The sequence below is a fragment of the Pseudomonas sp. GM25 genome, from assembly GCF_000282255.1.
GTDB lineage: Bacteria > Pseudomonadota > Gammaproteobacteria > Pseudomonadales > Pseudomonadaceae > Aquipseudomonas > Aquipseudomonas aphyarum.
On record NZ_AKJQ01000083.1, the window covers coordinates 1 to 13,114 of the forward strand.

Annotated in this window: 12 protein-coding genes; 4 read left to right on the forward strand and 8 right to left on the reverse strand. The window is 58.4% G+C overall.

The window, feature by feature from the left end; genetic code table 11:
• Both PMI24_RS29620 and PMI24_RS28005 read left to right on the forward strand, forming a co-directional pair.
• Positions 1–794 (forward strand): RHS repeat-associated core domain-containing protein (locus PMI24_RS29620; RefSeq protein WP_007960195.1); only part of this gene is annotated, 794 nt, incomplete at its 5' end.
• A 6-nt stretch (positions 795–800) separates the two neighbouring features.
• Positions 801–1,205: a hypothetical protein gene (locus PMI24_RS28005; RefSeq protein WP_045121919.1), complete on the forward strand. Its 405-nt coding sequence runs from the start codon at positions 801–803 to the stop codon at positions 1,203–1,205.
• A gap of 93 nt (positions 1,206–1,298) precedes the next feature.
• Here PMI24_RS28005 and PMI24_RS28010 read toward each other — a convergent pair whose 3' ends face one another.
• On the reverse strand, positions 1,299–3,089 hold the full coding sequence (locus tag PMI24_RS28010) for a bifunctional diguanylate cyclase/phosphodiesterase (RefSeq protein WP_007960196.1): 1,791 nt from the start codon (positions 3,087–3,089) through the stop codon (positions 1,299–1,301).
• Positions 3,090–3,223: 134 nt separating this feature from the next.
• Positions 3,224–5,308: a carboxy terminal-processing peptidase gene (locus PMI24_RS28015; protein WP_007960197.1), complete on the reverse strand. Its 2,085-nt coding sequence runs from the start codon at positions 5,306–5,308 to the stop codon at positions 3,224–3,226.
• 181 nt (positions 5,309–5,489) lie between these two features.
• Between PMI24_RS28015 and PMI24_RS28020 the strand changes: the two genes are divergently transcribed.
• Positions 5,490–6,452, forward strand: coding sequence for a zinc-binding dehydrogenase (locus PMI24_RS28020; RefSeq protein ID WP_007960198.1), 963 nt, complete (start codon positions 5,490–5,492; stop codon positions 6,450–6,452).
• Between the two features lie 45 nt (positions 6,453–6,497).
• On the opposite strand, the gene PMI24_RS28025 is transcribed toward PMI24_RS28020, so the two are convergent.
• The 6 genes from PMI24_RS28025 to PMI24_RS28050 all read right to left on the reverse strand — a co-directional run bounded on the left by PMI24_RS28025 (position 6,498) and on the right by PMI24_RS28050 (position 11,852).
• A complete protein-coding gene (locus tag PMI24_RS28025; protein ID WP_007960199.1) occupies positions 6,498–7,151 on the reverse strand; it encodes an HAD family hydrolase in 654 nt (217 codons plus the stop codon).
• A 34-nt stretch (positions 7,152–7,185) separates the two neighbouring features.
• On the reverse strand, positions 7,186–8,175 hold the full coding sequence (locus PMI24_RS28030) for an ABC transporter ATP-binding protein (protein ID WP_007960200.1): 990 nt from the start codon (positions 8,173–8,175) through the stop codon (positions 7,186–7,188).
• Positions 8,172–8,972: an ABC transporter permease gene (locus PMI24_RS28035; protein ID WP_007960203.1), complete on the reverse strand. Its 801-nt coding sequence runs from the start codon at positions 8,970–8,972 to the stop codon at positions 8,172–8,174. Before PMI24_RS28035 ends, PMI24_RS28030 begins: the two co-directional genes overlap by 4 nt.
• Positions 8,959–9,795: an ABC transporter permease gene (locus PMI24_RS28040; RefSeq protein ID WP_162130491.1), complete on the reverse strand. Its 837-nt coding sequence runs from the start codon at positions 9,793–9,795 to the stop codon at positions 8,959–8,961. The genes PMI24_RS28035 and PMI24_RS28040 overlap by 14 nt, the downstream gene beginning before the upstream one ends.
• A gap of 5 nt (positions 9,796–9,800) precedes the next feature.
• Positions 9,801–10,607 (reverse strand): alkaline phosphatase family protein, encoded by an 807-nt coding sequence (locus tag PMI24_RS28045; RefSeq protein ID WP_007960205.1) that lies wholly within the window; start codon positions 10,605–10,607, stop codon positions 9,801–9,803.
• 180 nt (positions 10,608–10,787) lie between these two features.
• Positions 10,788–11,852: an ABC transporter substrate-binding protein gene (locus tag PMI24_RS28050; protein ID WP_007960206.1), complete on the reverse strand. Its 1,065-nt coding sequence runs from the start codon at positions 11,850–11,852 to the stop codon at positions 10,788–10,790.
• 351 nt (positions 11,853–12,203) lie between these two features.
• Here PMI24_RS28050 and PMI24_RS28055 point away from each other — a divergent pair, with 351 nt between their 5' ends.
• A complete protein-coding gene (locus PMI24_RS28055) occupies positions 12,204–12,917 on the forward strand; it encodes a UTRA domain-containing protein (protein ID WP_007960207.1) in 714 nt (237 codons plus the stop codon).
• Positions 12,918–13,114: the final 197 nt, after the last annotated feature.

The following is a 13,114-nucleotide window of genomic DNA, read 5'->3' on the forward strand; positions in this document are numbered from 1 at the left end:
CCAAATACAGCGCCTACGGCAAAGTCACCTCACTGGAACTGGCGACCGAGGACTACCTGAACCAGCCGCTGCGCTTTCAGGGGCAGTACTTCGATGACGAAAGCGGACTGCATTACAACCGGCACCGGTACTACGACCCGGACGTGGGACGGTACCTGACGCCAGATCCGGTGAAGCTGGCGGGTGGGCTGAATCAGTACCGGTACGTGCCAAATCCTACGGGGTGGGTGGATCCGTTGGGGTTGACGTCCAATTGTCCGCCGCCGAACGGCTCGGGCTGTACGGTGGTTGGCGGACTAGCCGATGCAAAAGTTGATGTCGGAGAACCAGAGCTTCCAGTCACAGCCCTGAATGCAAGGGAGGCTGCAAAAAAAGAAATTGTGAGGCTCAACGATAGTCAGGGAATGCATATGGTTGGAAAGCATGGACCAGAGTTGCCAAATAAAAAATTTCAAAAAAGGGCAATTGATGGGACAGATCCAATAACGGGGAAACAGAGAAAGGGAAAGTATGCGGGGCAAGGCAATCCTAGTTCAAGGTTCTATAGTTGGGAGATAATGCTTGAAGCATATGTTCTGGCTACAACTCGAGTTGAAAATGGGCTTCCTCGCTTCACCGGAACGGATGCTCAAGGAGCTAAAATAGTAAGAATGAGGCTTGCTGGTACTGGGGAGGGATATGTGCCTAATCCAAAGTCGAAAAATAATCCAAAGCTTATTAGTAATATGGGAGGGTTTGAAATGAAGTTTGACCCTGTAACTAATGTGCCATTTACACTTTTTCCGATTAAGTAGGTGTGTATGTTTATTGATCCAGAAACAATGCAGCCGTATGTTCCGACCCCTGCGTATTTTTTGTGTGGGTTTGATATTTATGATCGAGAGGAAACTCTGGGAGAGGAGCTGGAGCAGTATGATCCGAATGATCCTGCTGATAGAGAAGTTTTGATATTGAAATATTGCTTGCCTGTTAGTCGCACGTATCAGCAGAAATATTTACTTTTTAAATGTTTGGAGGCGGCTTTACGGGAGGAGCAATATGATTTTGGAATTCTATTTGAATATGATCATGAGGCTTATTCATCGTTTCCTTCCGGTTGGGATGAGATGGAGAGTCCTAGAGCATTTTTTGAGGATATTTTTCGAATTATTACCGTCGAATGGGAAAGGGACTTCCAGAAGGCCATAGAAGACTCATCAACTTGATAGGCTCGACGTGGTGCTTGCTGCGATTTTGTAAGTTTTGAGGGGCATTCATAAGGTGAGGTTTCTGGTTGCATGGGATTCGGTTATGTCGAATCACCGATGTCCGATTGTAAGTGCGTCTACAGGTGCCTCCGCGAACAGGCTATCAATCAAATGCACGCTATACCCCGGAACATTCTTCGCATGATGCTTCGCCTGCGAAGCCATTTCCGCCAACTGACTCGCATCCAGTTGCGCACACGCTTCAGGATGCAAATGGACCACGCCAATGGACAATGACAGCAACGGAAACTCCTGACGAATACCCTGACGATTCGGCGCAACAAAACAACCAGCCTCAAGGTGCTCAGGGCGGTAGAAACGTCGGCATTGACTCTGGAAATCATCAAGCAATTGGTTCAGCCGTTTGCGCCAATCCTCCGGGCCGAGCACCAATAGAAAATCATCCCCCCCGATATGCCCGACGAAATCGCGAGAAGGGTCGACGCGTTCGTTGAGGCATTGCGCCAGACACAGCAACACCTCATCTCCACGCCCATACCCATAGATATCGTTAAAGGGTTTGAAGCTGTCGATGTCGACATAGCAGATCACCGACTCGCGCCCCTGTTGCAGTAGTCGGGTGAGGCATTGCTGAATCGGTACATTCCCCGGCAGCAAGGTCAGCGGATTGGCATAGCGCGCCTGCTGGATCTTCAGTTCGGTAATCAGTTTGAGCACGTCAATCACCCGGCCCAGGCCCAGGTAGCTGCCGTTGAGGGTGATGATGAAATCTTCTTCGATGCGTTGCCGGGCGCGGCTGGTGATCAGGCGGCTGACCTGTTGCAGCGACTGGCTCATTTCCACGGCGAGGAAGTCGTCGTTCATCAGGCGGCTGATTGGTTTGCGGGCGAACAGGTCGGTGGCGAACGGTTTGAGCAGCGCATCGGATAACGAGTGACGATGGACGATGCCGCACGGCTGACCCTGTTCGTCGAGCACCGCCAGTGAGTTCAGGTTGGCCTGACGGCGGAAGGCTTCCAGTACGGTAGCGGTCGGCGTGTCGCGATTCACGGCCGGTTGGTCGTTGAGCAGGGCGCTGAGGTCGCTGCCTTCATCGTTCAGCGCCACGGCGCTGCTGTCGTGCTTGGGCATCAAGGCGCGAGCATCGCGCGGCGGGTGTTCCTGAGGGCGGCCGAGCAGATAGCCCTGCACCAGATCCACACCCATCTCAGTCAGCACCGCCAACTCTTCCGGCAACTCGATGCCTTCGGCAATCACCTGAGCTCGCGAGGCTTTGGCGATTTGCAGGATCGATCCAACGAACTCTCGTTTCAACGCATCCTGATGAATGCCGTCGATGAAGTGCCGGTCAATCTTCACGTAATCCGGCCGCAGCTCCGACCACAGACGCAGGCTTGAATAACCTGCGCCAAGGTCGTCGAGGGCAATTGAAAATCCCATGGCCCGATAGTGATGCAGTGCGGTTTGCAGCAACTGGAAGTCATCGATCGGCGTCTGTTCGGTGAGTTCGATCACCACCTGGCTCGGCGGAATACCAAAATCCTGCAGCAACTGCAGTGTGCGCCCCGGCTGGTGCGCGGCTTCAAGCAAGGATTCGGGGGATACGTTGAGAAACAGCTTGCCCGGCAACTGCTGTTCGTTGAAACGACGACAGGCACTCTGGCGGCAGGCGATTTCCAGCTCGCTCAGGCGTCCGGCCTGGCGGGCCACGGCGAACAGGGCGATGGGGGAGTGCAGCGGGCTGTTGGACGGGCCGCGGGTCAGGGCTTCGTAGCCGAGAATGCGCCGTTCGGAGAGGCAAATGATCGGCTGGAACAGGCTGTGTAATCCGCTTTGAGTCAGGATCGAGCTCAAGGCACTCAGCTGTTCGGTCGTGGTCATGGCAATCTCTGGCGATAAAAAAAGGACTGGGAGCGTTCTCGATGAAGAGAACAGCTCCCAGTCCTTTATTGCACGACAGAATGATGACTGTTTGATGACGATCCGGGGATCGTCAGCATTAAATTGCCATCACCTTACTTCTTTGCGACCTGGTTGCTCAGCTTCAGGTAGTCCAGCAGTACGCGCCCGGTCTCGCTCAGGTAGGCGTCGTCTTCCGGTTTGACCTTGTCCGGCTCGGCGGCTGCCAGGGCGTCGTCGTCTTCTTTCTTCAGCTCTTTGAGCGGTTCTTCGCCTTTGGCCTTGCGACGGATGTTCTCCATCGCCAGTTGCTTGGCGTCGATGTCGGCGTGCTGGGCACGGCGTTCGGCTTCATTGAGGCTGACGGTTTTTTCTTCCAGCAGCTTCTGCGCCAGGGCCAGCTTGTCGCGGATGAACACGAACTCCGCGTCCTTGGCGGAACGGCTGTCATGCTCGGATTTCAGCTGGGCCAGGTACGGCTTGAACGGGTCGCTCGCCGGTTTGATCGCCGCGCGGATGGTGTCCCACGGCATGGCTTCCGGCAGGGCGCTTTCGCCGATTTCCTTGGTGTCGATGATCGACGGGTAATCGATGTCCGGCAGTACGCCCTGATGCTGGGTGCTCTGACCGGAAACCCGGTAGAACTTGGCCAGGGTCAGTTTCAGTTCGCCATGGTTCAGCGGCTGAATGGTCTGCACGGTGCCTTTGCCGAAGGTCTGGCCACCGATGATCAGCGCGCGATGGTAGTCCTGCATGGCGCCGGCGAAGATCTCCGAAGCCGAGGCGGACAGGCGGTTGACCAGCAGCGCCATCGGGCCTTTGTAGAACGCGCCCGGGTTTTCATCTTCAAGTACATCGACCCGGCCATCGGCGTTACGCACGAGCACGGTAGGGCCCTTGTCGATGAACAGGCTGGTCAGCTCGGTGGCTTCCTGCAGGGAACCGCCGCCGTTGTTGCGCAGGTCGATGACCACGCCGTCGACTTTCTCTTTCTGCAGTTCGGTCAGCAGCTTCTTGACGTCGCGCGTGGTGCTCTTGTAGTCCGGATCGCCGGCACGGAAGGCCTTGAAGTCGAGGTAGAACGCCGGAATCTCGATCACGCCGAGCTTGTAGTCTCGACCGTCCTGTTTCAGGTTCAGCACGGACTTCTTCACGGCCTGGTCTTCAAGCTTCACCGCTTCACGGGTGATCGGCACGATCTTGCTGGTCTGGTCGTTCGGCGCATTGCTGGCCGGGATGACTTCCAGACGCACCACAGTGCCTTTCGGGCCACGGATCAGCTTGACCACTTCGTCCAGACGCCAGCCGACCACGTCGACCATCTCTTTGTTGCCCTGGGCAACGCCGATGATCTTGTCGGCCGGAGCAACCTGCTTGGTCTTGTCGGCCGGGCCTGCCGGCACCAGACGCACGACTTTCACCTGGTCGTTGTCGCTCTGCAACACGGCGCCGATGCCCTCGAGGGACAGGCTCATGTTGATGTCGAAGTTCTCCGCGTTATCCGGCGACAGATAGTTGGTATGCGGATCGTACGACATGGCGAAGGTGTTGATGTACGCCTGGAAAATGTCTTCGGCGCGGGTCTGGTCCAGACGCGCCAGTTGATTCTTATAGCGCTTGGTCAGGGTTTCCTGGATCTGCTTCGGCTCTTTGCCGGCGATCTTCTGCCGCAGCACTTCGTCCTTGACGCGTTTGCGCCACAGGTCATCGAGTTCGGCAGTGGACTTGAGCCACGGAGCGTCCTTGCGATCGATCAGCAAGGTTTCCTTGGTGGTGAAGTCCATCTTGTCGACGCCTTTGTTCAGCTCGGCAAGGGCGAAGTCCAGACGCGCCTTCACGCGGTCCAGGTAGCGCTTGTAGATGGTGAACCCGGCGTTGAGGTCGCCGCTCTTGAGGAAGTCGTCGAACTGGGTCTTCCACTTGTCGAATTCGGCGATGTCGCTGGCCATGAAGTAGCTGCGCGACGGGTCGAGCAGCTTGATGTAGCTGTCGTAGATGATCACCGAGCGCGCATCGTCGAGCGGCGGCTTGCTGTAGTGGTGACGCTTGAGCAACTCGACGACGTTCAGACTGGCGATCACTTCGTCGCGATCAGGCTGCAACTTGTCCCAGCTGTTGGCTGCGAATGTGGTGCCCGACACCGGCAACAGACCGATACCGATGAAAAGAGCGAGGGCGGTGCTGGGGAGCAGATGCTTCATGCTGATTCGACGCGGGGACAATTGATAACGCATATTAGGCCGTCTTTGAAGTCGCCGGTACCTCTACGCTCTGTACGATAACTGCTGTTCAGCGTTCGTTCAGACCCCAGGGCCGGTCGCATAATGCAAAAAGCCCGGCGCTACAGCTTCGGGCTCAGTCCAGACTCACTATGGAGGCACTGTGAAGGCATTGCAAGGCGTTGAAGGTCAAGTGGCATGGGTTGATGAACCAAGTCCTACATGTGATGTAGGACAAGTTCGCATCCGGGTGGCGGCAGCGGGCCTCAATCGCGCGGATTTATTACAGAAAGCCGGACTTTATCCGCCCCCTCTGGGTGCCAGCCAGGTGCTGGGTCTTGAGTGTTCCGGGGTGATCAGCGAGGTCGGCGCAGGTTCGTCCTGGCAGGTCGGTGACCGGGTCTGCGCCTTGCTGGCCGGGGGCGGGATGGCGCAAGAGGTGGTCGTCGACGGACGGCATGTGCTGCCGGTTCCGGAAGGTGTATCGCTGATTGAGGCCGCTGCTTTGCCCGAGGTGTACGCGACCGTCTGGCTGAATGTGTTTCAACTTGCGGCGCTCAAACCGGGTGAGAAAGTTCTTTTGCATGCCGGGGCCAGTGGTATCGGCTCAGCCGCGATTCAACTGTGCAAGGCTTTCGGCAATCCCTGCTGGGTCAGTGTCGGCTCGGCTGATCGGCTGGCCTACTGCGAATCGCTGGGTGCCCAGGGCGGGGTGGTGCGCACCGACGATCTGGAAAGCCTGCGGGATTTCGGGCCGTTCGATGTGATTCTGGATCCGGTGGGCGGCAACTATTCGGCGTTGAACCTCAAGTTGATGGCGCAGGACGGCCGCTGGGTGCTGATCGGTCTGATGGGCGGCCGCGAGGCAAAACTGGATCTGGCCCAGGTATTGGCCAAGCGCGTGCAACTGCTGGGCTCGACCCTGCGCAGCCGTGACGATCAGTTCAAGGCCGATCTGTTCAGCGATCTGAGCCAGCACGTGTGGCCGCTGTTTTCCGAAGGTCGGCTGAAGCCGCAACTGGCCAAGGCGTTCCCGATCAAGGATGCCGAGGCAGCGTTCGCCGAGCTGGCGAGCAACACGGTGGCGGGAAAGCTGGTACTGGTGATCGACGAAAGCCTGATCTGATCATCGATGCTTGTGGGAGCAGGCTCGCTCCCACAAGACAACCGCTTACTTCCAGAGGTGGATCGGCCAGCCTGATTTCTCGGCCTCTGCAAGCAGTACGGGATCCGGATTGACCACATGCGGGTAATCCACTTTCAGCAGCAGCGGCAGATCATTGCGTGAGTCGGAATAGAAACTCGCGCCCTCAAGGTTTTCCTCTTCGGCATCCAGCCATTCCAGCAAGCGGGTGATCTTGCCTTCGCGGTAGGTCAGGGTGCCCACGGTGTGGCCGCTGTACACGTCATGCGCCACTTCCAGTTCGATCCCCAGCACCTCGTCGATGCCCAGCCGTTCGGCAATCGGTTTGACCAGGTGCGTGCCCGAGGCCGAGATCACCAGAATCCGGTCGCCGGCCTTGCGGTGGGCGGCGATGGTCTTGGTGGCGTCGCTGAAGATGATCGGTTCGATGAAGTCTTCAACCCATGGGCCGACCAGATGCTCGACTTCTTCCGGGGTGCGGCCGATCAGCGGCTCGAGGCTGAAGTCCATGTAATCTTCCATGCGCAACTTGCCATGGCTGTAGGCGTCCATCAGCTCGTTGTTCCTGCGCATGAACGACTCGGGATCGACCCAGCCCAGGCGCCCCATCTGCTCGCTCCAGAGGGTGGCGCAGTCGCCGTGGATCAGGGTTTCGTCCAGATCAAAAATTGCCAGGGCCATCAGTTCAGTTCCCTCTTGGGTGTCAGCAAAGTCATCAGGCTACCTCACACAGGGCGGTGGGATCGATGGAAAGTGACAGGCGCTGGCCGTCGGGATGCAGATCCGCCGCCGAACGGTTGAGCACATCCACCACCAGTTCCACGCCCCGGGCTTCGACGCGATAGCGGATCACGTTGCCCAGCAGGCTGTGGCTGCGGATTTGCGCGTCGGGTTCGCCGTTGAGGCTCAGCTCGATGGCCTCCGGGCGAATCGCGATGCGGTGGTTGATCGGCCGCTGCAACAGCTTCGAGGCACTCTCGGCATCCAGCAGGTTGTAGTTGCCGATGAAGCCGGCGGCGAACACGTCGACCGGCGCGGTGTAGAGGGTTTCGGCGTCGCCGCTTTGTACGATCTTTCCCTGATTCATCAGGAAAATCCGGTCAGACATGGTCAGGGCTTCTTCCTGATCGTGTGTGACGAAAATCGTGGTCAGGCCGAGTTCGCGCTGGATCTGACGGATCTGTTCGCGCAGGTGTTTGCGAATCCGCGCATCGAGGGCTGACAGCGGTTCATCCAGCAGCAACAGTCGCGGACGGGTGACCAGCGAACGTGCGAGGGCGACCCGCTGGCATTGACCGCCGGACAGCTGATGCGGATAGCGACTGGCGAAATCGTTGAGTTCAACCAGCTTCAACACTTCGGCAACCCGTTTGTGGCTGTCGTCGGCATTGACCTTTTGCATGCGCAGGCCGAAGGCGACGTTCTGCTCCACGGTCATGTTGGGGAACAGCGCGTAGCTCTGGAACACCATGCCGATCCCGCGTTTCTGCGGGGTGAGCGGCACGATGTCGACGCCATCGAGCAGGATCTTGCCGCCATCCACCGGCGTCAGCCCGGCGATGCAGCGCAGCAGGGTGGATTTGCCGCAACCGGACGGGCCGAGCAGGGTGACGAATTCACCTTTCTGGATTTCGCAGTTGATGTCGCTGAACACCGTGGTGCCGGCGTAGTTTTTTTGCAGGTGTTGGACGCTGACATAGCTCATTCGCTTTTGTCCTTGTTCAAGATGTTGGCGACCCAGGTCAGGACCAGCACGAAAAAGAAGTAGGAAATCACCAGCGCACTGGTGAAGTGGCCGCTGCTGTTGCGCATGTTGTTCAGATAAACCTGCAGGGTTTCGTAGCGGGTGCCGACCAGGATGTTGGCGAACACGAACTCACCGAACAGGAACGAGAACGACAGCAGCAACGCGACCATCAGGCCTTTGCGCAGGTTCGGCAGCACAACCAGGAAAGCTGCCTGAAAAGTGCTGGCGCCGAGCAGTTGGGCGGCGTCCATCAGGTCGCGCAGGTTGATCGCTTGCAGGTTGTTTGTGATCGCCCGGTACATGAACGGCAGCGCAACGGTGAAGTAGCAACCGATCAGGATCCACGGCGTGCCGACCATCGCGAACGGTCCGGAACCGTAGAGCTGCAACAGGCCCACCGACGACACCACCGGCGGCACCGCGAAGGGCAGCAGGATCAGGATGTTCATCAGCGCATCGAGTTTCGGGAAGTGGTAATGCACCACGAACAGCAGCGGCAGGATCAGCACCACCGACAGGATCAGTGCGCCGACGCACACCAGCAGCGATTGGCCGAAGGCGTGCAGAAAGCGCGGATCGCTCCACAACTGGATGTACCACTTGAAGGTGAAACCGCTGGGCAGGATGGTGGCCGACCAACTGCTGGCGATCGAGTAGATCAGCGTGCCCACCAGCGGCAGCAGCAGGATGGCGAACAGCAGATAGACCACGACGCGGTGGTAGACGCCGGCCGGGCCGGATTCAGCGCGAGACATGGTAGCTCCTCTTCAGCAGCAGTTGATGCACGACGGTCACCAGGGTCATCAGCGCCACCAGCACCACGGCCAGGGCGCTGGCCAGGTTCGGGTCGAGGGAAATGTCACCGGAGACCATCGCAGCAATCCGGATCGGCAATACGTTGAAGTTGCCGGTGGTCAGCGCGTAGACCGTGGCGTAGGCGCCGAGGGCGTTGGCCAGCAGGATCACGAAGGTGCCGAGCAGGGCCGGGGTCAGCACCGGCAGGCCGATGTGACGCCAGAACTGCCAGCCGTCAGCGCCGAGTAGCGCGGCGGATTCGCGCCAGTCTTCACGCAGGGCGTCGAACGCTGGATACAACAGCAAGACGCCGAGTGGAATCTGGAAGTAGGTGTAGAGGATGATCAACCCGGTTTTCGAGTACAGGTTGAAGTCCTCGATGATCCCGGCCTGCTTCAACATGATCGTGATGCTGCCGTTGAAGCCGAGCAGGATGATGAACGCAAACGCCAGGGGCACGCCGGCGAAGTTGCTGGTCATGTTGGCGAAGGCGTTGACGAAGTTGCGCAGTTTCGAATCGACCCGGCGCAGCGAGTACGCACCCAGCACCGCGATGATGATGCCGAACACACTCGACCAGAAACTGATTTCGAGGCTGTACTGGATCGCCTGCAGATAGAACTTCGAACTGAAGATCTTGCTGAAGTTGGCAAAGCCCCAACCGAACTCTTCCGATTGCAGGCTGTTGATCATCACCCAGATCAGCGGGGCGATTTCGAACACGATAAAGAACAGTGCGAAAGGCACCAGGCACAGGGCCGCCAGCCATTTGCCGCGAGTCATTGAGTTCACTTGAGCAACTCCCGGCATACAGGTTTGTCGTGGGGCACGCCGAGCAGTTCGCAAACGGTGCCGCAGATGTCGGTCTGCTTGGGTGCAGCGTCACTGTTCAGGCTGAAGGCATCACCGAGTACGAACAACGGCACCTGACGTTCTTCCGGTAGCAGGCCGTTGTGCGAGCGGTCGTTGTTCATGCCGTGGTCGGCGGTCACCAGCACCTGGCAGCCGGCGTCGAGCCAGCCTTGCAGGTAGTCGGCGAGGATGATGTCGGCGCTGCGCGCGCTGTTGCGATATTGCGGGGTGTCGAGGCCGTGCTTGTGCCCGGCGTCGTCAATGTTCATCGGATGGATCAGCAGAAAGTCCGGTGCATGGCGCAGGCGCAGGTTTTCGGCGTCGGCGAACAGGTGCGAATCCGGGTAGTGATCGTTCCAGTAGAAGTGGCCGTGCTGGATCGGTAGCGTCGGGTCATCGGTATGCCGATCCCGTGCTGCCACGAACGGCGAGCGGTTGTAGAGCTCGCTGACCCAGTGGTACGCCGCAGCGGCGGTTTTCAGACCGGCATCGCGGGCGTAGTGATAGATGCTGCGCTGGTTGGACAGGCGCGAGACGTTGTTGTGGACGATGCCGCTGTCGATCGGCGGTACGCCCGTGAGGATGCATTCGTAAAGCGGTCGGGACAGGGCCGGCAGCTCGCACTCCAACTGATAGAGCGCGGCGCGTCCTGCGCCAACGTAAGCCTGCAGATGCCCCATGGCGTGACGCGCGACCTCGTAGTTGAGGCCGTCGAGCACGACAAGGATGACGGTGTGCTTCATAGGGGCAAAAACTCCGCGAAACAGAAAATTTCAGATTCAACCCGGATCCCCTGTGGGAGCGGGCTTGCTCGCGAAGGCGGAGTGTCAGTCAATAATTTTTTGACTGATCCACCGCCTTCGCGAGCAAGCCCGCTCCCACATTTGGATCTTCAACAGATCACAAAAGGGTGATCAGCCGCTTTATTTCATCTCGACGATGACTTCTTCGTTCCACTTCTGCGGCAGGGCCTTGGAGGTTTTTTCCCACGCATCGGCGTCCTTGATCGGGGTGACCTTCTTGTACTGCTCGTTTGGCAGCAGCTTGGCTTTCACGTCTTCCGGCAGTTGCAGATGCTCGGCGCGGATCGGACGAGCGTTGCCACGGGCGAGGTTGGTCTGGCCGGCGTCGCTGAAGATGTATTCGCGGGTCAGCTTGGCGGCGTTCGGGTTCTTCGCGTATTTGTTGATGATGGTGGTGTAGCCGGAAATCACCGAGCCGTCGGACGGGATCAGCACCACGTAGTCATCCGGGTTGGCCATCTTGGCCTTGTAGCTCAGGCCGTTGAAGTCCCAGACCACACCGACTTCGATCTCGCCTTTTTCCATGGTGGCGATGGTCGGGTTGGCCATCGACAGGCGACCCTGCTTGGCGATGTCTGCGAACAGCAGCAGGGCAGGCTGGAGGTTTTTCTCGTCGCCGCCGTTGGCCAGGGCTGCGGCGAGTACGCCGTTGGCAGCCTGTGCGGCAGTGCTCACGTCACCGATGGAAACCTTGTATTTGCCGCCCTTGAGGTCAGCCCATTTGGTTGGTACTTCGGAGCCGTGCAGCAGTTTCTTGTTGACGATGAAGGCGATGGTGCCGGTGTAGGCCAGTGCCCAGTTGCCGTCCTTGTCCTTGGCCCAGGCTGGCACCTGATCCCAGGTGGTCGGCTTGTACGGTTGAACCACGCCTTGCTTGACCGCGATCGGGCCGAAGGCCGCGCCGACGTCGCCGATGTCGGCGGTGGCGTTGTCTTTTTCAGCGGCGAACTTGGCGATTTCCTGGGCCGAGCTCATGTCGGTGTCGATGTGTTTCAGGCCGTAGGTCTTGGCCAGGTCTTCCCAGGTGCCTTTCCAGTTGGCCCAGTCATCGGGCATGCCGACGCTGTTGACGGCGCCTTCCGCTTTCGCAGCGGCTTCGAGGGTTTTCAGATCATCAGCCGCCATGGCGGCGGTGCACATGGCAATGGTCGAGCCTAACAGTGTTGCCAGGAAAAGCTGTTTCATTCCGAAGCTCCTTGGTCGTGTTCAACGCTGCGATTGCGGTTTGTGTTGGTCTAGGTCAGCAATACCTGAGCCAATGTAGGGGGGCTGGATGACACTTTGATGTCGGCGGATACCCGACCCGCGTTTTATTTCTCCTGTATCGACGGCTGCCCGCTAAGCGTAGACCACCCGCAAAGTCCCGGTGGGCAAGGGACTTGGCCGATGTATTGCAAGTTGTCAGGGCGACCGTTCGGTAGTTTTGTCATCTCTCGGTCATCTGCACTGCCTAGGCTTGCAACACGACCAAACGGCGCAATAGCTGTGCGGTTTTGCCCCGAAACAGTGCTGGTCTAGTCCAGATAGGTAACGTTGATGCGCGATGAGGCAACAAAAGCGGTGACAGCGATTGGCCAGATCCTTCAGGAGCAACTCGACCATGGGTTGCTGGCGGCGGGGAGCAAGTTGCCGGCCGAGCGCAAGCTCAGTGAGCTGTTCGGTACGACGCGGATTACGGTACGGGAAGCCTTGTTGCAGCTGGAGGCGCAAGGGCAGATTTATCGCGAGGAGCGTCGGGGCTGGTTCGTGTCGCCGCCGCGTCTGGCTTACAACCTGATGCAGCGCAGTCACTTTCACGCGATGGTCAGTGCGCAGGGGCGGGTGCCGTCGACCGAGGTGATTTCGGCGCGCTTGCAGCCGGCGTCAGCGGCGGTCTGTGCCTGGTTGCAGTTGCCGGCGTTGTCGAGCGTGATTCAGATTTGCCGGTCGCGGCGGATCGATGGGCGGCTGGTGTTGTATGTGGAGCATTATCTGAATCCGCAGTTTTTTCCGGGGATTCTGGAGTTTGATTTGAATCAGTCGATTACCGAGCTTTATGCGCGGCATTACGATTTGCATTATGGGCGGGTGCGGTTCGAGATTGTTCCGACGTCGTTGTCGGTGGAGGCGGCGGCGGGGTTACGGGTTTCGGTGGGGAGTCCGGGGTTGAGGATTGCTCGGGTTAATTATGATCAGTTTGGGCGGTTGATTGATTGTGATCTGGAGTTTTGGCGGCATGATGCGATTCACGTTGGTGTTGATGTGGTTTGATCGCTTTGTGTGAATATCCGTTGCTGCGGTAACGGCTTCTTAGGGTTTCGCCCTTACGGCGAGTCACTTTTTTCAAACGCCAAAAAAGTAACCAAAAACGCTGGGCCCCGGCGTTCGGCACCTCGCTGGGGCTCGGTGTTCCTTCGTTACGGGATTCATCCGGGGGCATCGCCTACGGTTTGCTTCGCTGCACCTCC